Raw genomic sequence first — 23,787 nt, forward strand, 5'->3', positions numbered from 1 at the left:
ATGCGCCGAGGCGCGGAGGTCCAGCCGGATCAGGGCGAGCGATTGTTTGAGGCGCAGCCGAGTTCGAGCTCGACCCCGGCTGGACCGAGCACCGCAGGTTGCCCCTCGCAGCGCAAGCGAAGAGGGAACGCAGACAGTAGGGTCGCCTTTTTCTTTGCTTACTTTCTTTTTGGCGACGCAAAAAGAAAGTGAGTTGCCGCCGGGCAACCCCCGGCCTGCAGGCGAACCACAAAGCTTGAAAGCAAAGACGGCTTCGACAAGCTCAGCCCGAACGGTGGAAAGTCTTGGGACTTGGCTTCGATCCTTCGACGAACTCAGGACGGGCCAAGCTCAGCACAAACTGTGTTGGAGGATCGCCTGCATGGATCTCGGATCAAGTCCGGGATGACGAGTCGTGAGAAATTTTGCTATGAATTAAGGAGCTGCTTGCGCCCACCAGATAAGGGCCGGAGGCACATTTCATCAATAAATTCACACAGCCATGCCGTCAACAAGATCTAAAAGTGCTCAAAAATGGCCGCAACCCTTATCCCATCTGCGCCAGCAGCTATAACTTCAATAGCAAAAAGAGAGGATTACAGAAGCGTAGCCGGCTCTTCACTGGCCAGCACGTCCTGCGCCCAGCGCTCCAGCTTGCCCGCATCCGCCCGCAGCACCTGCTGCTTGACCGCCAGGATCTGCGACGGGTGCATCGAGAAGCTGCGCAGCCCCAGGCCCAGCAGCAGCCGCGTCATGGTCACGTCGCCGGCCATCTCGCCGCAGACGCTGACACCCTTGCCCTGCGCATTGCACTCGGCAATGGTGTCGGCAATCAGCCGCAGCACCGCCGGGTGGCAGGGGTCGTACAGGTGTGAAACCGCTTCGTCGGCGCGGTCGATGGCCAGCGTGTACTGGATCAGGTCGTTGGTGCCGATGGACAGGAAGTCGAAGTACTTCAGGAAGAGCTTGAGCGTCAGCGCGGCCGCCGGAATTTCGATCATGGCGCCCAGCTGCACCGGACCGTAGGCAATGCCCTTGTTGTCGAGCTCCGCGCGCGCATGGTCAATCAGCGACAGGGTCTGGCGAATCTCCCGGCCGTGGGCCAGCATGGGCACCAGCAGGTTGACCTTGCCGTGCGCCGCCGCACGCAGGATGGCGCGCAGCTGCGTCAGGAACATCGGCGGGTCCGCCAGGCTCCAGCGGATGGCGCGCAGGCCCAGCGCCGGGTTCAGCTGCCCGTCCTGCGCCCGGCCGGCGAGCTTGTCCAGCGGTTTGTCGGAGCCGATGTCCACCGTGCGGATGGTGACCGGCAGGCCCTGCATGCCTTCGACCGCCTTGCGGTAGGCCAGGTATTGCTCCTGCTCGTCGGGCAGCTTGCCGGGCCGGCCCATGAACAGGAACTCGCTGCGGAACAGGCCCACACCGACCGCCCCCACCGCGATCGCGCCCACGGTGTCGTCGGGCATTTCAATGTTCGCCAGCAGGTCGACCTTCTGGCCGTCCAGCGTGATCGCCGGTGTGTGTTTGAGGCGGTTCAGGCGCTGGCGCTCAAGTTCGCCCTGGCGCTGCTTGAAGCCGTATTCGGCCAGGATGATGGGCGACGGGTCCACGATGAGCACGCCGGCGTCGCCGTCGATGATGACCCAGTCGTCCTGCTCGATCAGCTGGCTGGCACTGCGCGCGCCCACCACCGCCGGAATGTCCAGGCTGCGCGCGACGATGGCGGTGTGCGAGGTCTTGCCGCCCACATCGGTCGCGAAACCGACAAACAGGCTTTTCTTGAACTGCAGCATGTCCGCCGGCGAGATATCGTGCGCCACCAGCACCAGCGGAACGTCCATGGTGTCGTCCAGCAGCAGGTCCTGCTGGCGCGGTTCGCGGCTGGCAGCGGCCCGCGCGGCCGGCAGCACCGGCGAGGCCACGCCTTTCATGAAACCCAGGATGCGCTCGACCACCTGCTCCAGGTCGGCCTTGCGCTCGCGCAGGTACTCGTCTTCCATGTCGTCGAACTGGCGCGCAATGATTTCATACTGCGTGGTCAGCGCCCATTCGGCGTTGTAGAGCCGGTCGGTGATCCAGTGCTTGACGCCGTTGGTCAGCTGCTCGTCCTGCAGCAGCATCAGGTGCACGTCGAGCAGCGCAGACAACTCGTGCGGCGCATCCTTGGGCAGCTCCCGCTGCACCCGTGCAATCTCCTCGGCCACGGCATCACGCGCCACGCGCACACGCTGGATTTCCTCTGTCGTCTTGTCCGCGTCGATGAAGTAGTGCGCCACGTCCGCCCGGCTCGACGCCACCAGCACGGCACGGCCAATCGCCACGCCGCGCGAAACCGCCAGACCGTGAACCGAAAAGGTCATGAGGTCTTCCCCAGCACGCCCCGCGATGCGAAGCGAGCCGTCCAAGACCAGCCAGGGCCGCGGGTCTGGCTTTGCCAGCCCGCAGGCGCAGCGGCCCCCTCGGGGGGCAGGAAGTTACGCGAAGCGAACGACCGTGGGGGCATTTATTCTCCTTCGCCAAATTTATCGGCGATCAAGGCGAGCAGGGCCTCCATGGCGGGTTGCTCGTCGGACCCGTCGGTTTCAATATCGACGGTGCTGCCGATACCGGCGGCCAGCATCATCACGCCCATGATGCTCTTGGCGTTGACGCGGCGTTCGCCCCTGGCGACCCAGACATCGCAGGCAAAGCTGCCGGCAAGTTTGGTGAGTTTGGCCGAAGCGCGTGCGTGCAGGCCCAGTTTATTGTTGATGGTCGTGCTGGTCTTGATCATGGTTTCTGCGTGCCTGATTCTGCGGTGCGGTGATGGCCACCTGCATGATGCCTTGCGTTCCCCCCATCACCGCGCGTGCCACCAGCGAGTCCAGCGGTTCGTGGCGGTAAGACACGGTGCGCAGCAGCATGGGCAGGTTGACGCCGGTGATCAGCTTGGAATGCACGCCATCAACCAGCTTCTGCGCCACGTTGCAAGGTGTGGCGCCAAACACGTCGGCCAGCACCAGGGCGTGCGAGGTGCCCATCTGCCTGAACACGATGCGCGCCTGCGCCAGGGTTTCTTCCGGCGGCATGTTGGGCTGCACGTCCAGCGCCGCGACACTGGCCGGGTTGTCGGGGAAGACGTGCAGGACGCATTGGCGCAGGGCCGAAGCCAGCGGCGCGTGGGCGATGATGAGAATGCCGTTCATTGCGTTGAATTATCGGGGGTGGGGTCTGCTTTGGCGCCGTGGAAGAAGGCATACGATGCGAGACAACAACACAAAAACACGGCCAGCGCTGCCTGGAAGCTCGCCACACGGTCCAGCCCCATCGCCAGGAAAGCATCAATCAGCAGGCCAATGCCCCACTGCATGACAAACACGCCAGCGAATATCACCAGGTTGTAGCCCGACAGCGCGCGCCCTGCCAGCGCCTGCGGGAAGGCCATGCCCACGGCAGGCTGGGCCAGGCCCATCACACTGGCGCACATGCAGAACAGCGCCCACCCGGCCCAGCCCGTGGCGGGGCCGGCAGCAATGTTGACAGCAAGCACCGTCATGCTGAGCGGCACGCCCCAGGTGATCAGGCGGTTGGCACTCCAGCCGTGCTGCGACAGCCAGGGGTTGACCATGCCCCAGGTCCAGAAGGTCAGCAGCATGGCACCGTTGATCCAGAACAGCCCGGTGGCCGCTTCCAGCGGCGTGTAGCCCGCCACCCGGATCATCCACGGGCCGGCCCACAGGGTCTGGATGGCAATGACGCCGCCATAGTTGAAAAATGCCATCGGCGACATCTTCCGGAAATAGCGGCTGCGCCAGACATGGCTGTAGCTGGGCTGTTGAGCTGGTGCAAGGGTAGCAGCGCTGGCTGGCGTCGAGCCTTGCCATGAGGGAACCACCCAGGCAATCGCCACCATCGACAACAAAATCAATCCCGCCAGAATCCAGAACAGCGGCCGCCAGCCGGTCAGCGGCATCAGCCACTGCACCGGCAAGGTGGAGGCCAGCATGCCCAGTGAGCCGGTCATCAGCATCCACGAATTGGCGCGCAGCAAGGTGCCCGTGTCGAACCAGCGGCGGTAGCCGGTCAGCGGCGCCATCAGGCAGGCGCTGACACCCATGCCCAGCAGCACGCGCGCCAGCAGCAGCCAGGTAAAGCTGGTGGCTGCCGAAAAAGCCAGGCAGGCCAGCACGGCCAGGCTCAAAAAGCACAGGATCACGCGTTTGGGGCCATGCCGGTCCAGCCAGGTGCCCAGCGGCAGCTGGGTGGCGGCAAAACCCAGGAAGTAGCCGCCGGCCAGCAAGCCCAGGTCCCGCGCATGCAGTGAAAACTCCTGCGTGAGCACCGGCGCCAGGGTGGCGGTGATGGCCCGCACCAGGGTCGAACAGAAATAGGCCGCCGCAAAGGCCAGGAACACCACGACGCCGGCGCGCCGGGCCAGCAGGCCCGAAGGCGCATGGGCCGCCGGGAAAGGTGCAGCCTCCTGAACGGCACTCATCAGCGCGCGCTTCCATCATCCAGCTTGAGGCTGGAGAAAAAGGTTTCGGCCACCTCGGGCGAAATGCTGTCGGCGTAAATCACCGCCTGGAACACCTGCGCGCCGTGGGCGAAATAGGCCGCCTGGCTTTGCACCGCACTGCCATTGGCGCGCTGGCCGGTGGCCCGCACCAGCAGGGCCGGCGGCTGCACCGACGCGCCGGGCACTTTCAGGGGCGCGGCCTGGCCGGCGCCGGCGGCTTTCATGTTGGCCAGCGTGGCTGCCTGCCAGCCTGCCAGCGCAGCCGCCACCTGGCTGGTGTCCTTGACCGTGGCCACCCCAACGGCAAAGGTGGCGCCGCCGGCATCGCAGCCCAGCATGGCCAGCTCGGTCGGCTGCCCGCCCAGCGGCACGCTGCGGCTCGCCTTGTCGGGCTTGCAGGGCAAGAGCAGGCTCAGCGCAGTGTTGTCCGGGCGGACTTCGCGCCAGTTGAAGGCGGGACTGCACGCCGTGAGCAGCAGCAGGCCGGCGGCCAGCAGGCGCGTCGTCAAAGGTGTCATGAAGGGAGGAACCGGAGCCATGGTCTTGTAGTCAGGGGAGCACCTGACTTTACAGCCATTCAAAAAAGCAACCTGTTTTGGGGCAAACCTCTCCGGCCAGCCGTGAATGCACCGATTTGGAGCTGATACAGCCCGAGCCAACGCACCAAGCTGGGCACGATGTTTGCTGCATGCCCGGCATGTACGCAGAAACTGCCTCGCCCTCCGCCGCCATGCACCTGCCCGGCGCAGACCAGCCGGTCTGGCGCGACAAGCTGTCGCAATTGCTGGAGTCCACCGGCGAGGGCATCTTCGGCATCGACATGGACGGGCGCTGCACCTTCATCAACCGCGCCGGCGCCGAACAGCTGGGCTACGCCCCGGCCGACGTGCTGGGCCACAACATGCACGAGCTGGCGCACCACAGCCACGCCGACGGCGCACATTACCCCGAGCAGCTGTGCCCCATCTTCAACGCCTTCCGCAAGGCCCTGCCCTGCCGCATAGACACCGAGCTGTTCTGGCGCAAGAACGGCAGCGCCTTTCCGGTGGAATATTCCTCCTATCCCATCGTCGATGGCGGCGTGGTGCAGGGTGCCGTGGTCACCTTTGTGGACATCTCGGCGCGCCGCCAAGCCGAAGACGCCTTGCGCCAGGCGCATGCCGTATTGGAGCAGCGCGTCAGCGAACGCACCCAGGCACTGTCTGAAGCGCTGCAGCAGCTGCGCGAACTCTCGGCCTACACCCACACCGTGCGCGAGGAAGAGCGCACCCGCATTGCACGCGAGGTGCACGACGAGCTGGGCAGCCTGCTGGTGGCGCTGAAGATGGACGTGGGCTGGCTGGACAAACGCCTGGGCGAGCAGCCCCGCCGCTCCAGCGACGAAGCCCAGGCCATGCGCGACACCATGCGCAGCAAGTGCCAGAACATGAGCCGGCTGATTGAAGCCGCGGTAGACAACGTGGGCCGCATCATCACCGACCTGCGGCCCAGCATCCTGGACCACCAGGGCCTGTGGGCGGCGCTGGACTGGCAGGCCCACGAGTTTGTGCAGTCGGCCGAGCTCGCGCTCGACTGGCAGATGGACGTGGCCGATGCCGTCCCGCTGCCTGAAGCTTCGGCCATTGCCATCTTCCGCATCTTCCAGGAAATGCTCAGCAACGTGGGCCGGCACGCACACGCCAGCCGTGTGGCCATCGCCATCCGCGCCACCCTGGAGGAAATCAGCATCAGCGTGCAGGACAACGGCCGCGGCGCCGAAGCCGCGGCCTTTGAAGCGGCCAATGCCTACGGCGTGATGGGTATGCGCGAGCGTGCGCGGCATCTGGGCGGCAGCCTGGAAATTACAAGCAAAATCGGGCTCGGATCCTTGTTCCACCTGCGCATACAGCTATCAAATCAAGAGCAGACAGGCCAACCATGAACACCGTGAAAATCCTGATCGGCGACGACCACCGCATCGTGCGCGAGGGCCTCAAGCAGGTGCTGGCCGATGCACCCGAGATCGAGGTGGCGGCGGAAGCCGAAACCGGCCCCGAGGTGTTGCAGCGTGTCGAGGCGCTGGGCGGCCACGAGGGCCTGGGCGCCGTGCTGCTCGACATTGCCCTGCCCGAGCGCGACGGCATGGACGTGCTGCAGGCCCTCAAGAAAAGCTGGCCGCTGCTGCCGGTGCTGATGCTCAGCACCTACCCCGAGAAGCAGTACGCGGTGCGCTGCATCAAGCTGGGCGCCGCCGGCTACCTGAACAAAAGCGCCCACCCCGACGACATGATTGCCGCGGTGCGCAAGGTGGCGGCCGGCGGCATGTATGTGTCTGCCGTCGCCGCCGAGGCCCTGGCCAGTGCCGTTGGCAGCAGCGGCTCCCGCAGCGGTACCGAAGCGCTCTCGCACCGCGAGCACCAGGTGTTCCGGCTGCTCACCGCCGGCAAGTCGGTAGGCGAAATCGGCAGCCAGCTGGGCCTGGCGTCCAACACGGTAAGCACTTACCGGCTGCGCATTCTCGAAAAAACCGGCACCAAGAACGACGTGGAGCTGGCGCTGTATGCCGAGCGCCACGCCAGGACACCTTCAGGCGCCTGAGCCGCCCGCCTGCGCACCACCGCGGGCCGCATGCGGCCTTGTCCTACGCCGGCTTGCGATGTGACCGATAACGGCCCCCGGACCGCGCATTAGGCTGGAATCTGGCAGGCGCTGGTGATATGACACCAGGCCGGCTTCCAACCCAAGGAGCATCAATGACTACAGCAACAGAAGTAATGACGCGCGGCGTGCGGACCATGACCCCGTCCGACACCGTGGCCTTGGCCGCCCAGGCCATGGAGGAACTCAATGTGGGGGCCATTCCCGTGTGCGACGGCGACAGGCTGCTAGGCATGGTGACCGACCGCGACATCGTCGTGCGCGGCGTAGCCCAGGGGCTGGACGGCAAGTCCACCCCGCTGTCCAGCGTGATGAGCACCGGCGTGCGCACCGTCAGAGAGGGTGACGACGTGGACGATGTCCTCAGCAAGATGGCAGACAACCAGATCCGCCGCCTGCCGGTGATCGACGGCGACAACCGGCTGGTCGGCATCATTTCGCTGGGCGACCTGGCCACCAAGGATCCGGGTGACGAGGCAGACATCGGGGAATCGCTGGGCACCATCTCCTCGCCCTCCGAGCCAGACCGTACCGGCCAGTCACAGGCCAGCGGCGCCGCAGGCGGCGGCTCTGCCTCAGGCAAGCCGGCGCGCAAGTCCGGCAAGAAAGGCTGACCATGGCACCCAAAGCCTGGAGCGACAAACGCGAACGCCAGTATGAACACATCAAGGAAGGTGTGCTCCGGCGCGGCGAGGACGAAGACACGGCCGAAGAAATAGCGGCCCGCACGGTCAACAAGGAGCGCGCCCAGCATGGCGAGGCGAAAGAGGCCAGCCCCCAGACGCTCAGGGATACGCCCGCGCCCGTGCGCGGCGGCCAGCGCTCGCACGAAGGTGCAGGCGGCCGCACGCGCGACCAGCTGTACGAAGAGGCGAAGCAAAAAGGCATACGCGGCCGCTCGAGCATGCGCAAGGACGAGCTGGAAAAAGCCGTGGGCCGCTGAAAGCCCTGCCGGGGCGTGAGCGAAATTGGTGCACGCCGTGCGCTGCTTGCCCGAATCCGGAAGGTCGCAGGCAGTAGCGGGCTGAAATAGCGCCGCCTGTCGATGCAAGCGGCACCGCAGAGCTGAGCATTTGCCCAAAAATACCCACCCTGCTTATCCGCGGTACTACATTCGCCACGCATTTGTAGTGCCTTCCCTACAAGCCGTCATCCAGGCCACTCCCAAATAAGGCAGAAGTCCATTTTGCAGGGCGGAGTGGCGCGTCGCTTGCATGGTTGCCGCATCTTCATTTGAAAGGTGCGCGCCATGTCTGACCATTTTTCTCCCTACGATGCCGACCGGCCCCTGATGCTCAAGTGCAGCTGCGGGCGAGACCACACGGTGGCCGACCATCACCAGGAAATGAACGCAGACAGCGCCGCCACCGAGCTGCGCAGCCGCAGCCTGAGCAGCGCGTTCGAGAGCTACTCCAACGAATTTATAGAAGCCACGCTGGTCAAGGCCCTGTTCCCGCAGGACGAAGTACGCCGCCGCTTCCTGCGCGCGGTCGGCAAGGGCACGGCCATGGCCGCCATCGCCAGCGTGCTGCCCGTGGGCACCATGCAGGCCATGGCGCAGGACACGGGCAAGCTGGAAAAAACCAACCTGAAGATCGGCTTCATCCCCATCACCTGCGCCACGCCGCTGATCATGGCGCACCCGCTGGGCTTCTACAGCAAGCAGGGCCTGAATGTTGAAGTCGTCAAGACCGCCGGCTGGGCGTTGATACGCGACAAGATGATCAACAAGGAATACGACGCCACGCACTTCCTCAGCCCCATGCCACTGGCCATTTCGATGGGTGTGGGTTCCAACCCGGTGCCCATGAATGTGGCCACTATCCAGAACACCAACGGCCAGGCCATCACGCTGGCCAACAAGCACAAGGACAAGCGCGACCCGAAGATGTGGAAGGGCTTCAAGTTTGCGGTGCCCTTCGAGTTCAGCATGCACAACTTCCTGCTGCGCTACTACGTGGCCGAAGCCGGGCTGAACCCCGACACCGACATCCAGATACGCGTGGTGCCGCCGCCCGAGATGGTGGCCAACCTGCGCGCCGGCAACATCGACGGCTACCTAGGCCCCGACCCGTTCAACCAGCGCGCGGTGTACGAGGAAATCGGCTTCCTGCACCTGCTGACCAAGGAACTGTGGAACGGCCACCCCTGCTGCGCCTTTGGCACATCGACAGAGTTCATCCAGAAGAACCCGAACACCTTTGCCGCGCTGTACCGCTCGGTGCTCACAGCCGCCGCCATGGCGCGCGACCCGAAAAACCGCGAGCTGATCGCCAAGGTGATTGCACCGCAGGCTTACCTGAACCAGCCCGAAACCGTGTTGACGCAAGTGCTGACCGGCCGCTTCGCTGACGGCCTGGGCAACATCAAGACCGTGCCCGACCGCGCCGACTTCGACCCGATTCCATGGCAGTCAATGGCGGTGTGGATGCTGACACAGATGAAACGCTGGGGCTATGTGAAGGGCGACATCAACTACAAGCAGATCGCCGAAAAAGTCTTCCTGCTGACCGACGCCAAGAAACGCATGGCCGACCTGGGCCAGAAGGCACCGGACGGCGCGTACCCCAAGTTCACCATCATGGGCAAGGTGTTTGATGCGGCCAAGCCCGACGAATACTTGAAAAGCTTCACGATCAACAAAATGGCCTAGTGGACATGTTCAAGTCGCTGAACTTCAAGGCCACGCTGGTCTCGGTATTGCTGCTGCTGGTGTTTCTGGCGGCGTGGCAACTGGCCACCTTGCCGGCCACCGGCGGCGCAGCGGGGCCTGCGGTTTCGGCCGAGCAGGCCGAGTATTTGAAGATGCTGGGCAAGGACCCGGGCACCGCCAAGGCCGGTGGCTTCCCCACACCGCTGCAAATGGGGCAAACCGCGTGGCGGCATCTTGCCGACCCGTTTTATGACAACGGCCCCAACGACAAGGGCATTGCCATCCAGCTTGGCTTTTCTCTGGCACGCGTGGGGCTGGGTTTTCTGCTGGCCTGCCTGATGGCCATTCCGCTGGGCTTTGTGATCGGCATGTCGCCGCTGCTGCGCCGCGCGCTGGACCCCTTCATCCAGGTGCTCAAACCCATCTCGCCGCTGGCGTGGATGCCGCTGGCGCTTTACACCATCAAGGACTCGTCCACCTCGGGCATCTTCGTGATTTTCATTTGCTCGGTCTGGCCCATGCTGATCAACACCGCCTTTGGTGTGTCGGCCGTCAAGCGTGAATGGCTCAACGTCGCCAAAACGCTGGAAGTCAAACCGCTGCGAAAGGCCTTCCTGGTCATCCTGCCCGCCGCGGCGCCGACCATCCTGACCGGCATGCGCATCTCCATGGGCATTGCCTGGCTGGTGATTGTGGCCGCCGAAATGCTGGTGGGCGGCACCGGCATTGGCTACTTCGTCTGGAACGAATGGAACAACCTCTCGCTGACCAACGTGATTTTTGCCATCGTCGTGATCGGCGTCATGGGCATGCTGCTGGACCTGATGTTTGCGCAGCTGCAGAAGTGGGTGACCTATGCTGAATGAGGCCACCACTACCGGCGCAGCCGGCCGGCCCTTCCTGCAGGTGGAAGGCCTGGCCAAGTCTTACCCCGGCACCAACGAGCCGGTGTTCGACGAAGTCAACTTCAGCATTGCACGCGGCGAGTTTGTCTGCATCATCGGCCACTCGGGCTGCGGCAAGACCACCATTCTCAATGTGCTGGCGGGGCTGGAGACGGCCAGCGCCGGCCACGTCTTCATGGACGGCCGTGAAGTGGCCGGCCCCAGCCTGGAACGCGGCGTGGTGTTCCAGGGCCACGCGCTCATGCCCTGGCTCAGCGTGCGCAAGAACATCGCCTTTGCCGTGCGCTCCAAATGGCCGGAGTGGACATCTGCGGAAGTGGACGCCCATGTGCAGAAATACGTGGCGCTGGTCGGCCTCTCTGGCGCCATCGACAAAAAACCCTCGGCGCTGTCGGGCGGCATGAAGCAGCGCGTGGGCATTGCCCGCGCCTTCGCCATCGAACCCAAGATGCTGCTGCTCGACGAGCCCTTCGGCGCACTGGATGCATTGACGCGTGGCACCATCCAGGACGAGCTGCTGGCCATCGTGCGCGAAACGCACCAGACGGTTTTCATGATCACGCACGACGTGGATGAAGCCGTGCTGCTGGCCGACAAGATCCTCTTGATGAGCAACGGCCCACAGGCCCGCGTGGCCGAGATTGTGCGCAACACCATGCCGCGCGACCGCCAGCGCGCCACCGTGCACCACGACCCGCAGTACTACCCGCTGCGCAACCACCTTGTGGACTTCCTCGTAGCGCGCTCTAAGGATTTGTCGCACGGGAAGGCACCGGCACACCCACCCACGGTGGAACCCGGACGCGGCGCACTCGCCGACACACCGCCCTCCGTCACCCTGAAAGCCGTTGCATGAGTACCGAACAAGCCCGCCCACCGCTGCCGCCTTTCACGCTGGAAACGGCGAAAGAGAAGGTGCAGAAGGCCGAAGACGCCTGGAACAGCTGCGACCCCGACCGCGTGGCGCTGGCCTACACCGAAGACTCGGTCTGGCGCAACCGCGCAGATTTCTTCTCGGGCCGGCCCATGATCCGCGAGTTTCTGAAACGCAAGTGGGCGAAAGAGCTGGACTACCGGCTCAAGAAAGAACTCTGGGCCTTCACCGATAACCGTATTTCGGTGCGCTTCGAGTACGAATGGCACGACGACGCCGGCTTCTGGTTCCGCTCCCACGGCAACGAGCAGTGGGAGTTTGACGAGCTGGGCCTGATGCGCCGCCGCGAAGCCAGCATCAACGACGTGCCCATCAAAGAGGCAGACCGCAAATTCCACTGGCCACGCCCCGTGGCCGTTTAATCCATCACTTTTTTTACCTACAACACGGAGAACAAACCATGAACCGCAACGACATCACCGAAAAAATCATCACCGTCAAAGTGTCCAAAGGCATCACCTGGGAATCGGTCGCCAAGAAGGTCGGCCTGAGCAAGGAATGGACAACCGCCGCCTGCCTGGGCCAGATGACCTTTGACGAAAAGCAGGCCAAAGTCGTCGGCAAGATTTTCGGACTGAATGCCGAAGAACAGAAGTGGCTACAGGTTGTGCCCTACAAAGGCTCACTGCCCACCCCCGTGCCCACCGACCCGTTGATCTACCGCTGGTATGAAATCGTCAGTGTGTACGGCACAACGATCAAGGAACTGATCCACGAAGAGTTTGGTGACGGCATCATGAGCGCGATTGATTTTTCGATGGACATCGTGCGGCAGCCGGACCCCAAGGGGGATCGGGTGAATGTGGTGCTGTCTGGCAAGTTCTTGCCCTACAAGACCTATTGACTAGGCGCGAAGCTTGAGCTCGAGATCACGAAGATATGCAACCATCGCAGCGGCCGCACTGGTGACTTCCTCTGGCGTGAACTCGACTAGCTCACCCGAGACAATCTTTGGTTTCAACATTCTTGGATGTGCCCCTGACAGCTGCCTAACCAAAGCATCGTCAGCAAGCGCACCCGTGTGAACGATCACGTGGCGACATGCTTGAGCCAAGATAATTTCGTTGACCATAGGGGTTCGTTCGATCTCGACGCCAAGGTTTTCTTTGAACGCTCGGGCGATGCTTTTCATGTCTTGAAAGCTGATATCTTTTGCGTTCACCAGAAGGTCTGGCGCACGTGTACGGAGATCGAAGTTCGCTTCCTTCAGTTCAGCAAAGGAAATTTTGAGTTGCTCACGAAGCAGCGGGGAATCTCGTTCAGAAGTAAGCGCGGCCGATACGCCGACGCGAAAGACATCATGTACGGCTGACCCAAAGTAAGAAACTAGAAGAACAAGCGCCTGATTGAAAATGGTCTTGTACCGGGGACGCAATGAGTCGTGCTCGCGGTATCCTCGGAGCATTTGCAGCGTTCGTGCAGCCGTGAGTTGCGGATTATCGAGGCGATGATGCTGAGTAAGACGCTCTTGCAGCTCTTCTATTGATTCGATTGCAAAAGACAGTACGTCGCGATCGAAGTTCATCAATCGGTGTACTGATCCAACATGATTCTCAAATGTTTCGAGGACAGACATGGATTTCCTGCGGGTTGCGGTTAGGCTCAGCGGTCACTCGCGGTACTCAGGATATGGCTACTGTCTGGCGGCTGGTCTGTGCAGCCGCCCATACATCCACTCAATGAAAGTGGTTGATCCCACTAGTAGTTAGCCCACAAAGACTTCCTGAAGTTGGCAAGGGCACCAGGAAAGCGCGTATCCGCGCGTTCGGCTTCAGGCAAAAACTCATCCTTATGCTCTATAAGGTACTTCCACACACGATCGGGCATGTGAAATGGTAGGTCGAGCATGTGACCCGACCCTTCCTTGATGATTCCTTTATGGTGAAGTGATTGCGCCGTGCGATTCCCTCGCTCGGCAGAAAGAGTCTGGACGTTGTGAAACAGACAATACTTCACCCACATTTGTTCATTTAAATCAAGACTATGGAGCCGAAGAGCAAGCGATTCGATTGCTTCCCGCTGGGCGTTTTCTCGTTCCTCTACCTTCTTGCGCTCGACAGCTGCCTGCGCTTCTGCTTCTCGCTGCCGTTCCTCGGCCTTGGCACGAGCTTCGCGTCGGTTCTTGAGCCAGCCATCAAAGAGACGGTGGTCAATGTATTGAAGAATGGCCCCGATGGCAACGACCAGCGTTAGAACCAGCACGATCCAGAGTGCGCCTTTGAATGTCGTCCGAAGTTCTGCAACACCGATCTGCCGTGCCGCATCATCTGGAATGAAGAGCAAGAAGGCAGCGGTAACGCAGACGGCCCAGGCATATTTGCCGACGAATTCAAGGATTTTGGCTAACGATTCCATTCGGTTATGGGACCAAACGTAATTTCGCCCGTGTAACCCGCGATTTAGCTCGACAATTATGGTTTGACTTGGACATGCAATCCTCTTGAAAAGGCACCTGTATTTGCGAGGAAATGCATCGGATTTATGCAGGTATAAATCAAGCCACAGAACCCCGGCAGCACTCGCCCGCAAATTCTAGGCCTCCTTTTCATTCCGCTCATCCTCCAATCAGGGGAGTGTGTCGCTTTTTGACTCGCTCAAACTACTCGCTTACCTGATCATCACTCGGCTTTTCAGGTGATTGCAAGGTCTCATTCATTTGCGGTAACCCATATTCAAAGCAAACGGCAACCCCCCCCATGAACTCCCTAGACGGCATCCGCATCCTCGACCTCTCCCGCGTGCTTGCAGGCCCCTGGTGTACCCACACGCGGGCCGACCTGGGCGCCGATCGAGTACCTGCTCAATAAATGTCGTTTACAACAACTGTTTGTACGTCCACCCGTTGCAGGAGACGCCTCCCTTTCGCGATGGCGCCGACCCGTCAATCCAGTCGCAGCTTGCGTTGCGCTGGGCTGCTCTGGTGCCCATCGCCGTGAAAACCGGAGGGCGCGTCGCATCCGGATTGACGTACAACTGAATGATGTCCCCGGATTGAAGGCTCAGGCCTTTCGGGACCAATACCTTTGCAAACGCAACCGTATCGTAGACAGCCACCGTTGCGAACTGCTGCTGTCGCACTTGTTGCAAGGCAAGCATGCATGCAGCATCTCGCTTCAAACACGCGTCACTCTTGAGCACCGCATCCTCAGGGATGTCATTGGAAACCACGACCATCCCGTAGATGTACTTTCCTGCGATACGCCAAAAAGTGTCAGACGAGGCCGCTTGCTGCGCGCTTGCACATCCGACGAGAAAACTGCAAAGCAATAGAGGAAGAAAAAAGAATTTCACGTTTATCCTAAAGTAGTGCCTGCTTGGAAGCGCATAAGGTTTTCATGTCGAGGCTAGCCTGAAAAATGATGGAGTCACAAACACTTGCGGCGAAGCCGCAACCCCGTTTTGTGATTCAGTGCCGATTGACATGGTTTCAAGGTCGTCTGGTGGCCGGTGCCAGCGGATTCTAGGCGGGCGGTGCGTTCAACTCGTCCCCCAATCGCAGGAGCTGTGGCTTTTTAACGCCACCAGCCACGCTGGTTCATCCAACCACCGCCTCCCCCACCAAGGCAAAATCCCCCCATGAACTCCCTAGACGGCATCCGCATCCTCGACCTCTCCCGCGTACTCGCGGGCCCCTGGTGTACCCAAACGCTGGCTGACCTGGGCGCCGACGTGATCAAGATCTGCTGGGCATCTGCTACTGCTTTCGGTGAAATTCAAAAGCGGCCTCCTCGCACAACTTAGCGACCGCCTCCCACCGTTTCGCGCTTGTATAGACAGGCTTGGAGGCACGCATCGCAGCAAGACTGGGCATCGCTTCCGGTTGAAGTCGACAGCCTTCATGACGAAGGCTGTTGGTGGTCTCTCGGGGTCGCAATCGCCAGAGTCACCCCGCGAAAAATGACAACCCCGAACGTGGAGATCGCCAGAAATTAACTGGCCTGACCCTGAAAAGGAAAATATCTGACCAGTTTCGCTCGCGACGCGGAAACGTTTGCCAGCCGGCTCAACGGTAAGCAAGGTGTATTGGTGGGTGTGCCCATTTTGAGGAAAGCAAGTGAGCCACATGCCAACAAACTGCGGTGCTGCATACGCGACTTGCCCAGTGATCAACAAAGCCAGGACGAAGAACCAGTGCTTCATGTTGCGTTTGACCGCCTCGTTTCTGCCTTGCGCACGGCAGCCTGTTTGCCATACCAGCCGAAAGACCATCGGATGCCAAGGTAATAGATCGCGGAAATGACGACGAATGCACCCAGGAAAAAGACCAGCCCCATGCCGGAAGACAAGCCGCGCCACAGGCCGCGGGCCTCACTGGCCGGCAGCAGAACAACCACAACGATGGCCATGAGGACCAGAGACACCAGCCAAGTGGCCAGCAGTGCGCGCCAGGCGAAATCCTTGGTTTCCTCACGCGTGGGGGCGCGGGCATGTGCTTTGACGAAGGCCGATGCGGCGAGGATGCTTGCGCCCATGGCAGCACCGACCGCCATGCCGCTGCCCGAGTTCAGATTCAGAAGCGAGGCGACCACCCCAATGGCGAGGGTCATGAGGAGGTTGGCGACGGTGAAGATGATGATGTAGCGCTTCAAGAGGCCTCCGTGGGATCTTGTGGATTTTGAGCTCGACGTACGGTGAGCCGGGCGTCCGCATTCTCCTCCGGCGAATTCTAGGAGTGCGAGCCGATCAGCCCCTCCCCCAATCGGATGATTTTGTGGCTTTGGCGCCACCCAGTCACACGTTTAAGTTGCCGTCCGTAACTAGCGGCTTCTCCTAGTTCCATCGCCAAAGGCAAAATGCCCCTCACAACGGACTGGCTGCATCGGTGAGAGTCCCTTCCGTTTGGCGCCCACATACCGCTCTGCGTTCCTACTCGGTAAAAGCTTAAGGCACATATGTTCATACACAGTCAGCGTCTGAAGACGCGAGTTGCGGTCGTTCTGTTGCTGCTGCCGATTTCTTTTCTCGGATGGTTGGCGTTCAAATTGCTGTCGGCAGCAGCGCTTCAACGCATGGCTATGGTGGGGTGGTTCGTCACTGGCTTGCTTGTTCTGACCGTCGCAACACTGCTCTGGGCGTGCGTTCTTCTCTGGCGAGGAGAAGGCAGCCCGGAGCCAGCACTCCCCGACCCCAAGAAGTGGACGGAGCCCAACAGCATCAAACGATCAACCCGCATTCAACACGGTCTGGCTTCATGCGCACTGCTGGCCTACGCCGTGTACTCCATTTGGATAGATGATTTCTTTATTCCCGCAAAGAGGGGTGGCGGCACACATCTGCACGGTTTGTCTGCTTGGCTCATGTTTGGGGCCGCCTGCTGCGCCGTCGTCAATATGGTCAGTGTGGTCATCGATCACTACGACAGGCGAAACAACGAACTGACCTACGCACATGTGGCGGCCGCAACCCAGTGGCTCGGCTGGACATTCTTTCTTGCGGCGCTTGTGAAGAACTTTTTCGCCTGAGGCGCGTGACGGCGGGCTAAAGCCTGATCAGGCCTTCCCTGGCTTCGGCCAGGGTGGGCAGGCCGGTGCAAAATCCCCCCATGAACTCCCTAGACGGCATCCGCATCCTCGACCTCTCCCGCGTGCTCGCGGGCCCCTGGTGCACCCAGACCCTGGCCGACCTGGGGGCCGACGTCATCAAGATCGAACGGCCCGGCACCGGCGACGACACGCGCACCTGGGGGCCGCCCTTCCTGAAAGACGCACAAGGCGCGGAGACGCAAGAGGCCGCCTACTACCTGGGCACCAACCGCAACAAACGTTCGCTGACCTGTGACATTGCCAAGCCCGAAGGCCAGGCGCTGGTTCGTGAACTGGCGGCGCATTGCGATGTGTTTGTCGAGAACTTCAAGGTGGGCGACATGGCGCGGTATGGGCTGGACTATGCCTCGCTCAAAGCCATCAACCCGCGGCTGGTGTACTGCTCGGTCACCGGTTTCGGCCAGACCGGGCCTTATGCCGAACGCGCGGGGTATGACTATGCGATTCAGGGCATGGGCGGGCTGATGAGTGTGACGGGGGAGCGTGACGACTTGGGCGGTGGGCCGCAGAAGGTGGGTGTAGCGGTATCTGATTTGATGACTGGCATGTATGCGACCGTCGCCATTCTTGCTGCACTGCGGCATGCCGAGAAAACAGGCGAAGGCCAGCAAGTGGACATGGCGCTGCTGGACACGCAGGTGGCCATGCTGGCCAACCTGGGTGCCAACTACCTGGTGAGCGGCGCGGTGCCGGGGCGCGCGGGCAATGCGCACCAGAACATCGTGCCTTACCAGGTGTTTGAAGTGGCGCCGGCTGCCGATGGGCAGAAAGATCACATCATCGTGGCGGTGGGCAATGACGCGCAGTATGTGAAGTTCTGCAAGGCGGCCAACATTCCCGAGCTGGGGGTGAACCCGCTGTTTGCCAAAAACCGCGACCGGGTGCGTAACCGCGCGCAGCTGGTGCCCATTCTTGAAACCGTGATGAAAACGCGTACCAAGGCCGACTGGCTGGCCGCGCTGGAGGCGGCCAAGGTGCCTTGCGGGGCCATCAACAACCTGGCCGAGGTTTTTGCCGACCCGCAGATCGCGGCGCGCCAGATGGTGACACACTGGCAACATCCGGTGAAAAGCGACCTGCCGCTGGTTTCCAGCCCGATCAAGCTGAGTGCCACGCCGGTGCGTACACCGGGCCAGAGCGGGCTGCCGCCGCCGCTGCTGGGGCAGCACACGGATGAAGTTTTACGCAGCGTGTTGAACTACTCCGAGGCGCAGTTGTCTGACCTGAAACGCAAAGAGGTGATCTGATGGCCAATTTTGTTCTTGTTCATGGCGCCTGGCACGGCGGCTGGTGCTGGCAGCGGGTGACTTCGCTCTTGCAGCAGCAGGGGCACCGCGTGCACGCGGTCACGCTGACCGGCCTGGGCGAACGCGCCCACCTGCTGGCGCCGGCCATCACGCTGGACACGCACATCGACGACGTGATCAGCGCCATCGAGGTGGAAGAGCTGCACGACGTTGTTCTGGCCGTGCACTCCTACGCCGGCATGATCGGCACGGCCGTGGCTGACCGCCTGGGCAAACACCTGAAGCACCTGGTGTATGTGGATGCGGTGGTGCCCAAGCCCGGCGAAAGCTGGAGCAGCACGCAGTCGGCCGCCACGCAGCAGCAGCGCCTTTCCGCGGCCCAGGCATCGACGCGCTTCAGCTTTCCACCGCCGGACCCGGAAGTGTTCGGCCTGCAGGGCGAAGACCGCGAATGGGTCAAGCGCCGGCAGACGCCGCACCCGGGCAACACCTACCAGGCGCCGCTGGACTTCGACATGAAACGTGTGGCCGTCATTGCGCGCACTTTTGTCAACTGCACCCAGCCGGCCCTGGCCACCATCGAGCCCAGCCGCCTGCGTGTGAAAGACCCGAAATTCTGGGACGGCGCCTGGCTGCCGAACTCGAAAGTGGTGGAGATCAAAACCGGGCACGACCCGATGGTCACCGAGCCCGCCGCGCTGGCAAAAATTCTGCTTGATTGCGCGGCATGAGCCTGCTGCGCAGACGCGAGTTCACCGCTGCCCTGGCCGGCAGCCTGGCCTTGCCTGCGCTGGCAAAAGATACCGCGCTGCCTGTTCCCGCCTCGCTGCCTGCCGCGGCGGTGGCTGCTGCGGCCAGGGGTGAGCCGCTGGTGTTGCTGGTCACGCTGCCCGGCTGCCCTTACTGCGAACTGGTGCGCCGCCATTACCTGCTGCCCGCGCGTACCGATGCCGGCCTGCATGCCTGGCAGCTCAACATTTCTGACCGCAGCAGCCCCCTGACCGGTTTTGACGGCAAGGCCACCACGGCCGCCGCGCAGGTCAAGGCCTGGAAAGCGGGCTTCACGCCGACGGTGCTGTTTCTCGGCCCCCAGGGCCAGGAGCTAGCCGAACGGCTGGTCGGCATTGCGGTGCCGGACTTTTATGGCGCTTACCTCGACGAGCGGCTGGCAACGGCGCGCAAGGCGCTGGCAGAAGGCCGTCAGCCTGGCCCGGCCAACACCCCCGGCGGGAAAACATGAGCGTGGTCGTGCCTCCTTTTGACGACCCGGCAGTGGAAGCCGTGTTCAACGCCTGCCCCGCCGCGGTCAAAAAGCGGATGCTGGCCTTGCGCGCGATGGTTTTTGAGGTGGCGGCAACCACCCCCGGCGTGGGCGAACTCCAGGAAACCCTGAAATGGGGAGAGCCGGCCTACCTGACGGCACACTCGAAAAGCGGCAGTACGATCAGGATGGCGCCAGGAAAGGCCGGCAGCACGCAGTACGCGCTGTACTTCAATTGCCAGACCACGCTGGTGGACACCTTCAGAACACTGTTCCCGACGGAGTTCACTTACGAGGGGAACCGCAGCATCGTGTTCGACACGACTGGAAAAGTGCCGGCGCAGTCACTGAAGTTCTGCATCGCCATGGCGTTGACCTACCACCGCAACAAGGCGGAGGCCAGGGCATGAACGACGCCGAATCCCTGCACGAGGCCATCCACGAAGAGGTGGCCCTGCAAAGTTATAACGACGCCTGGCCGGCGATGTTCGTGGCTGAGCGCGACCGCCTGCTGGCGCTGTTTCCGGTCAACATCATCGACATGGAACACATCGGCAGCACCGCGGTGCCGGGCCTGCTGGCAAAACCCGTGATCGACATTCTGGCGGGTGTGGGGTCGATGGCGATGGCCCGTGCGCTGACAGAGCCGCTGCTTGAAGCGGGCTACGGAACCTCGGCCGAATTCAACGCAAAACTGACCGACCGCCAGTGGTTCATGCGCTGGGCAGACGGCCGCCGCACGCACCATCTCCATGTGGTGGTTCACCGCGGCGAGGAGTGGGCCGAGCGTTTGCGCTTTCGCGATGCGCTGCGTGCCAGCCCCCTGCTGGCGGCGCGGTATGCCGAGCTGAAAGCCGGGCTGGTGGTCCAGCACGCGAATGACCGCGAGGCTTATACCAGCGCCAAGTCTGCGTTTGTCCGCTCGGTGCTGGGCCTGTCCTGAGCCACTCGTTCGGGGCCAGGTCCGGGACGCATTCGCTCTGTTTTTGATAGCCGCTTGCGCCCGTATCTATTGGGCCAGAGTCATTTTTTACTTATAAAGACGCAGCCGGCAGGTGCAAACACACTTCCAGCCCGCCGCCTTCGCGGTTGGCCAGCGCCAGCCGGCCGCCCAGTGCTTCGGCCAGCTGCTGGGCAATGGCCAGCCCCAGGCCGGCGCCACCGGTTTCGCGGCTGCGTGAATTTTCCAGGCGGTAAAAGGGCTTGAGCACCGCTTGCAGCTGGTCGGTGGGAATGCCGGGGCCGCGGTCTCGCACGGCGATGCAGACTGCACCGGCTGTATCAGTCGTGACAGCTATTTCCGCCGCGCCGGCGAACTTCAGCGCGTTGTCGACCAGGTTGCCGACGATGCGGCGCAGGGCCTGCGGCCGGGTTTCCACGGTGAGGCCCGGCATGTCCAGCAGGCGCACGGCCCGCCCGGCATCGGTGTAGTCGCACACCAGGCTGTCGAGCAGGGCATGCAGGTCGGCGCGCACCGGCGGCTCGTTGGCGCTGTGGGCGCTGCGTGCGTAGGCAATGCCTTCCTGCACCAGCGCCTGCATGGCGTTGAGGTCGCCCTGCAGTTTGTCGCGCAGGGCCGTGTCGTCCAGCAGGTCGGCGCGCAGCCGCATGCGGGTGATGGGCGTCTGCAGGTCGTGCGACACCGCCGCCAGGATCTGCATGCGCTCCGCCAGGTAAGACGCCACGCGCGCCTGCAGCGCATTGAGTGCGCGCGCGGCCTGCACCACCTCGCGCGGACCTTCTTCACTGAGTGGTTGCGCGGGCGCGCCGGGGCCCAGTGCGTCGGCCGCGTCGGCCAGGCGCTGCAAGGGGCGGGTGGCCAGGCGCACGGCGTACCAGGTGAGCAAAAGCAGCAGGGCCAGCTGGGCCGCAAGCACGCCTACCACCCAGGGCGAAACCTGCATCGAAGGTTCCATGAGTTCAATGGCCAAGGGCGTGCCGTCTTTGAGTTGCAGGTGCAGGCGCAGTGGCACGCCGGCCTGTGTGGGTTCGCTGGCCAGCACCTGGTACGGCGGCCCCAGCAACTGGGCGACGGCGCTGCCGAGCTGGCGCGCCAACGGGGATTCGCTGGCCGTGGACGGCAAAGGGGCGCCCAGCACAAAGCGGTAGTTGCGGCGCTCCAGCCGCGGCAGCCAGGCCGCGCGTTCTTCGGGCGGCACGCGCTCGAGAATGGCGACAGAACTGGCGGTGTCGCGCGCCAGGTAGTTGGCCATCATGCTTCTGGCCGCGGCCCCGCGCTCCATGAACACCAGCCAGAAGGACAGCGCATGCGCCGCCACCAGGCCCACCAGGAAAATCAACGCGAGGCGGCCAAACAGTGAACGCGGCCAGAGCCGCTGCAGCGGCGAGGCCGCACTCACGACGCCTGCCCCGGCATATTCACCGCTTCGCAGAACACATAACCCTCGTTGCGCATGGTCTTGAGGTAACGCGGCTCACGCGCATCGTCGCCCAGGCGCTGGCGCAGGCGGCTGACCAGCAGGTCGATGGAGCGGTCAAAAATATCTGCCTCGCGCCCCTGCGTGAGGTTGAGCAGCTGGTCGCGCGTGAGCACGCGTTGCGGGTGCTCCAGAAACACGCGCAGCAAGCGGTACTCGGCGCCGCTCAGTGCCACCTGGGTGCCGGCCGCGTCAGTCAGGTGGCGGCCGGTGGTGTCGAGCAGCCAGTCGCCAAAGGCAATATGCCGCGCCGGCTCTGCCGCGCGCAGATTGGGCGGCAGCATGCGCGTGCGCCGCAGCACGGCGCGTATGCGCGCCAGCAGTTCACGCGCGGCAAAAGGCTTGGCGAGGTAGTCGTCGGCGCCCATCTCGAGGCCAAGGATGCGGTCGACTTCGTCGCCGCGCGCGGTCAGCATGAGGATGGGCACCGGCTGCGCGCTGGCGCGCAGGTCGCGGCACAGGGTCAGGCCGTCGGTGCCGGGCAGCATCAGGTCGAGCACGATCAGGTCGGCGCGCTGGCTGGCGAGAAAGGCGCGCATCTGCCGGCCGTCGGCCACCGCCGTGGCCTGCAGGCCTTGCTTGCGCAGGTACTGAGTCAGCAGCTCGCGTATGTCGGCGTCGTCGTCGACGATGAGGATGTGATCGGTGCCGTCCATCCGGCTTTATAGCTGATCCGCCGCGGCCGGCTGCAGGCGCCATGTACGCGCATGTATCTGAAGCCGCACCAGACAAGCTGGCTTGCAAAAATGCCGCGCACGAACACATGCCGGATACAGCCCGGCGATGCAATGGACTCCCCGCAACTCACAGGAAGCATTCCATGAAACGCCTGCTCAACACCACCCCTCTTTTCAAGGCCGCAGCTACCACCCTGCTTGCCGCGGCCGTCTGGCCCGCCGGCGCCGCGCCGGACACCGCGCCCAGCGGCATCTGGGTCACAGAAACCGGCAATCTTGAAGTGCAGCTGGCACCCTGCGGCCCCGCCATCTGCGGCACGGTGGTCAAGGTGCTGGCCAACCGCTCGATGAGCGGCCCCGGCGCCGAGATGGTGCCGGCCGACCCGCGCCCGGCGCTGGGCATGACGCTGCTGACGGACTTCAAGCCCTCGGGCGAGGGGGAATGGAAGGGCCAGATCTACAACCGCGAAAACGGCAAGACCTACAGCGCGCTGATGACCCACCCCACGCCTGACCAATTGGTGATTCGCGGCTATGTGGGCCTGCCGCTGTTCGGCAAGACGCAGGTCTGGCGGCGCAGCACCGACGCCGCCACCAGCGCGCAGAAATAAGGCCGGCCATGATCAACCCCCTGCTGGCCTTCCTGGCCGGACTGCTCACCATTGCAGCGCCCTGCGTGCTGCCCATGCTGCCGGTGGTGCTGGGCGCCTCCATCGGCCAGCGCGACCGCAGCCGGCCGGTGTTCATTGCGCTCGGCTTCTCGCTGGCCTTCACCACCGCGGCGCTGCTGTTCACCACTTTCTCGCATGTGCTGGGCCTGACGCAGGACACCCTGCGCCAGGCGGCGATTGTGATGCTGCTGGTGTTTGGCACGCTGATGATCTGGCCCCGGCCTTTCGAGTGGCTCAGCATGCACATGAACGGCCTGCTCAATCGCATGAACGCGGTGGGCGACCGCGCCGGCAGCGGCAAGCTGGGCGGCCTGCTGCTGGGCCTGAGCCTGGGGGCGGTGTGGACG

The 23,787-nt window shown here is 63.0% G+C and carries 28 protein-coding genes and 2 pseudogenes; 19 read left to right on the top strand and 11 right to left on the bottom strand.

Annotation, left to right across the window (positions count from 1 at the left end):
• Window positions 1-575: 575 nt before the first annotated feature.
• The 5 genes from ptsP to WA904_RS10415 form a co-directional block, all read right to left on the bottom strand.
• Window positions 576-2,339: a phosphoenolpyruvate--protein phosphotransferase gene (ptsP, locus tag WA904_RS10395; protein WP_425197050.1), complete on the bottom strand. Its 1,764-nt coding sequence runs from the start codon at window positions 2,337-2,339 to the stop codon at window positions 576-578.
• A 143-nt stretch (window positions 2,340-2,482) separates the two neighbouring features.
• Entirely contained in the window at window positions 2,483-2,752 is a 270-nt protein-coding gene (locus WA904_RS10400) for an HPr family phosphocarrier protein (RefSeq protein WP_425197051.1), read from the bottom strand.
• The gene (locus WA904_RS10405) at window positions 2,721-3,164 is read right to left on the bottom strand and encodes a PTS sugar transporter subunit IIA (protein ID WP_425197052.1); all 444 of its coding nucleotides are present in this window, start codon (window positions 3,162-3,164) and stop codon (window positions 2,721-2,723) included. Before WA904_RS10405 ends, WA904_RS10400 begins: the two co-directional genes overlap by 32 nt.
• The gene (locus tag WA904_RS10410; protein ID WP_425197053.1) at window positions 3,161-4,453 is read right to left on the bottom strand and encodes an MFS transporter; all 1,293 of its coding nucleotides are present in this window, start codon (window positions 4,451-4,453) and stop codon (window positions 3,161-3,163) included. The genes WA904_RS10405 and WA904_RS10410 overlap by 4 nt, the downstream gene beginning before the upstream one ends.
• Complete coding sequence (locus WA904_RS10415; RefSeq protein ID WP_425197054.1) at window positions 4,453-5,013, bottom strand: hypothetical protein; 561 nt, start codon at window positions 5,011-5,013, stop codon at window positions 4,453-4,455. The genes WA904_RS10410 and WA904_RS10415 overlap by 1 nt, the downstream gene beginning before the upstream one ends.
• A 158-nt stretch (window positions 5,014-5,171) precedes the next feature.
• Between WA904_RS10415 and WA904_RS10420 the strand changes: the two genes are divergently transcribed.
• The 9 genes from WA904_RS10420 (at window position 5,172) to cynS (ending at window position 12,447) form a co-directional block, all read left to right on the top strand.
• Entirely contained in the window at window positions 5,172-6,395 is a 1,224-nt protein-coding gene (locus WA904_RS10420; RefSeq protein WP_425197055.1) for a PAS domain S-box protein, read from the top strand.
• Window positions 6,392-7,051 (top strand): response regulator transcription factor, encoded by a 660-nt coding sequence (locus WA904_RS10425; RefSeq protein ID WP_425197056.1) that lies wholly within the window; start codon window positions 6,392-6,394, stop codon window positions 7,049-7,051. The genes WA904_RS10420 and WA904_RS10425 overlap by 4 nt, the downstream gene beginning before the upstream one ends.
• Before the next feature lie 155 nt (window positions 7,052-7,206).
• The gene (locus WA904_RS10430) at window positions 7,207-7,725 is read left to right on the top strand and encodes a CBS domain-containing protein (protein ID WP_425197057.1); all 519 of its coding nucleotides are present in this window, start codon (window positions 7,207-7,209) and stop codon (window positions 7,723-7,725) included.
• Between the two features lie 2 nt (window positions 7,726-7,727).
• Window positions 7,728-8,054, top strand: coding sequence for a plasmid stabilization protein (locus WA904_RS10435; RefSeq protein ID WP_425197058.1), 327 nt, complete (start codon window positions 7,728-7,730; stop codon window positions 8,052-8,054).
• Window positions 8,055-8,360: 306 nt separating this feature from the next.
• Complete coding sequence (locus WA904_RS10440) at window positions 8,361-9,764, top strand: CmpA/NrtA family ABC transporter substrate-binding protein (RefSeq protein WP_425197059.1); 1,404 nt, start codon at window positions 8,361-8,363, stop codon at window positions 9,762-9,764.
• 5 nt (window positions 9,765-9,769) lie between these two features.
• Window positions 9,770-10,630 carry a nitrate ABC transporter permease gene (gene ntrB / locus WA904_RS10445; RefSeq protein ID WP_425197060.1) on the top strand — a complete coding sequence of 287 codons (861 nt, stop codon included), beginning with the start codon at window positions 9,770-9,772 and terminating at the stop codon, window positions 10,628-10,630.
• On the top strand, window positions 10,620-11,525 hold the full coding sequence (locus WA904_RS10450) for an ABC transporter ATP-binding protein (protein WP_425197061.1): 906 nt from the start codon (window positions 10,620-10,622) through the stop codon (window positions 11,523-11,525). Before ntrB ends, WA904_RS10450 begins: the two co-directional genes overlap by 11 nt.
• The gene (locus tag WA904_RS10455) at window positions 11,522-11,965 is read left to right on the top strand and encodes a DUF1348 family protein (protein WP_425197062.1); all 444 of its coding nucleotides are present in this window, start codon (window positions 11,522-11,524) and stop codon (window positions 11,963-11,965) included. Before WA904_RS10450 ends, WA904_RS10455 begins: the two co-directional genes overlap by 4 nt.
• Window positions 11,966-12,003: 38 nt before the next feature.
• The gene (gene cynS / locus WA904_RS10460; protein ID WP_425197063.1) at window positions 12,004-12,447 is read left to right on the top strand and encodes a cyanase; all 444 of its coding nucleotides are present in this window, start codon (window positions 12,004-12,006) and stop codon (window positions 12,445-12,447) included.
• Here the strand turns inward: cynS and WA904_RS10465 are convergent, their stop codons facing one another.
• Together WA904_RS10465 and WA904_RS10470 are read right to left on the bottom strand one after the other, a co-directional pair.
• Window positions 12,448-13,179 (bottom strand): hypothetical protein, encoded by a 732-nt coding sequence (locus WA904_RS10465; RefSeq protein WP_425197064.1) that lies wholly within the window; start codon window positions 13,177-13,179, stop codon window positions 12,448-12,450.
• Between the two features lie 122 nt (window positions 13,180-13,301).
• Window positions 13,302-13,958 carry a super-infection exclusion protein B gene (locus WA904_RS10470; RefSeq protein WP_425197065.1) on the bottom strand — a complete coding sequence of 219 codons (657 nt, stop codon included), beginning with the start codon at window positions 13,956-13,958 and terminating at the stop codon, window positions 13,302-13,304.
• 341 nt (window positions 13,959-14,299) lie between these two features.
• Here WA904_RS10470 and WA904_RS10475 point away from each other — a divergent pair.
• Window positions 14,300-14,392, top strand: a pseudogene (locus WA904_RS10475) (CoA transferase); the annotation flags it as partial.
• Between the two features lie 25 nt (window positions 14,393-14,417).
• Here the strand turns inward: WA904_RS10475 and WA904_RS10480 are convergent.
• Window positions 14,418-14,894, bottom strand: coding sequence for a hypothetical protein (locus WA904_RS10480; protein ID WP_425197066.1), 477 nt, complete (start codon window positions 14,892-14,894; stop codon window positions 14,418-14,420).
• 285 nt (window positions 14,895-15,179) lie between these two features.
• On the opposite strand from WA904_RS10480, the pseudogene WA904_RS10485 reads away from it, so the two are divergent.
• Window positions 15,180-15,284, top strand: a pseudogene (locus WA904_RS10485) (CoA transferase); the annotation flags it as partial.
• Between the two features lie 455 nt (window positions 15,285-15,739).
• Here the strand turns inward: WA904_RS10485 and WA904_RS10490 are convergent.
• Window positions 15,740-16,192, bottom strand: a complete 453-nt coding sequence (locus WA904_RS10490) for an ABZJ_00895 family protein (RefSeq protein WP_425197067.1) — start codon at window positions 16,190-16,192, stop codon at window positions 15,740-15,742.
• 303 nt (window positions 16,193-16,495) lie between these two features.
• Here WA904_RS10490 and WA904_RS10495 point away from each other — a divergent pair, with 303 nt between their 5' ends.
• From WA904_RS10495 to WA904_RS10520, 6 genes are all read left to right on the top strand, one after another.
• Window positions 16,496-17,065: a hypothetical protein gene (locus WA904_RS10495; RefSeq protein ID WP_425197068.1), complete on the top strand. Its 570-nt coding sequence runs from the start codon at window positions 16,496-16,498 to the stop codon at window positions 17,063-17,065.
• An 80-nt stretch (window positions 17,066-17,145) separates the two neighbouring features.
• Entirely contained in the window at window positions 17,146-18,393 is a 1,248-nt protein-coding gene (locus WA904_RS10500; RefSeq protein ID WP_425197069.1) for a CaiB/BaiF CoA transferase family protein, read from the top strand.
• Window positions 18,393-19,124 carry an alpha/beta fold hydrolase gene (locus WA904_RS10505; protein WP_425197070.1) on the top strand — a complete coding sequence of 244 codons (732 nt, stop codon included), beginning with the start codon at window positions 18,393-18,395 and terminating at the stop codon, window positions 19,122-19,124. Before WA904_RS10500 ends, WA904_RS10505 begins: the two co-directional genes overlap by 1 nt.
• Entirely contained in the window at window positions 19,121-19,633 is a 513-nt protein-coding gene (locus WA904_RS10510; RefSeq protein WP_425197071.1) for a hypothetical protein, read from the top strand. The genes WA904_RS10505 and WA904_RS10510 overlap by 4 nt, the downstream gene beginning before the upstream one ends.
• The gene (locus WA904_RS10515) at window positions 19,630-20,064 is read left to right on the top strand and encodes a DUF1801 domain-containing protein (protein ID WP_425197072.1); all 435 of its coding nucleotides are present in this window, start codon (window positions 19,630-19,632) and stop codon (window positions 20,062-20,064) included. The genes WA904_RS10510 and WA904_RS10515 overlap by 4 nt, the downstream gene beginning before the upstream one ends.
• Window positions 20,061-20,597 carry a GrpB family protein gene (locus WA904_RS10520; protein ID WP_425197073.1) on the top strand — a complete coding sequence of 179 codons (537 nt, stop codon included), beginning with the start codon at window positions 20,061-20,063 and terminating at the stop codon, window positions 20,595-20,597. The genes WA904_RS10515 and WA904_RS10520 overlap by 4 nt, the downstream gene beginning before the upstream one ends.
• Before the next feature lie 91 nt (window positions 20,598-20,688).
• Here WA904_RS10520 and WA904_RS10525 read toward each other — a convergent pair whose 3' ends face one another.
• On the bottom strand, window positions 20,689-22,014 hold the full coding sequence (locus WA904_RS10525) for an ATP-binding protein (protein ID WP_425197074.1): 1,326 nt from the start codon (window positions 22,012-22,014) through the stop codon (window positions 20,689-20,691).
• The gene (locus WA904_RS10530) at window positions 22,011-22,748 is read right to left on the bottom strand and encodes a response regulator (RefSeq protein ID WP_425197075.1); all 738 of its coding nucleotides are present in this window, start codon (window positions 22,746-22,748) and stop codon (window positions 22,011-22,013) included. Before WA904_RS10530 ends, WA904_RS10525 begins: the two co-directional genes overlap by 4 nt.
• 164 nt (window positions 22,749-22,912) lie before the next feature.
• Here WA904_RS10530 and WA904_RS10535 point away from each other — a divergent pair, with 164 nt between their 5' ends.
• Window positions 22,913-23,380: a DUF2147 domain-containing protein gene (locus tag WA904_RS10535; protein WP_425197076.1), complete on the top strand. Its 468-nt coding sequence runs from the start codon at window positions 22,913-22,915 to the stop codon at window positions 23,378-23,380.
• Window positions 23,381-23,388: 8 nt separating this feature from the next.
• Window positions 23,389-23,787, top strand: a 399-nt coding sequence (locus WA904_RS10540) for a cytochrome c biogenesis CcdA family protein (protein ID WP_425197077.1), incomplete at its 3' end; no start/stop codon positions are given.

Origin of the sequence: Polaromonas sp. (genome assembly GCF_049790275.1) — a bacterium.
Lineage (GTDB): Bacteria > Pseudomonadota > Gammaproteobacteria > Burkholderiales > Burkholderiaceae_C > Polaromonas.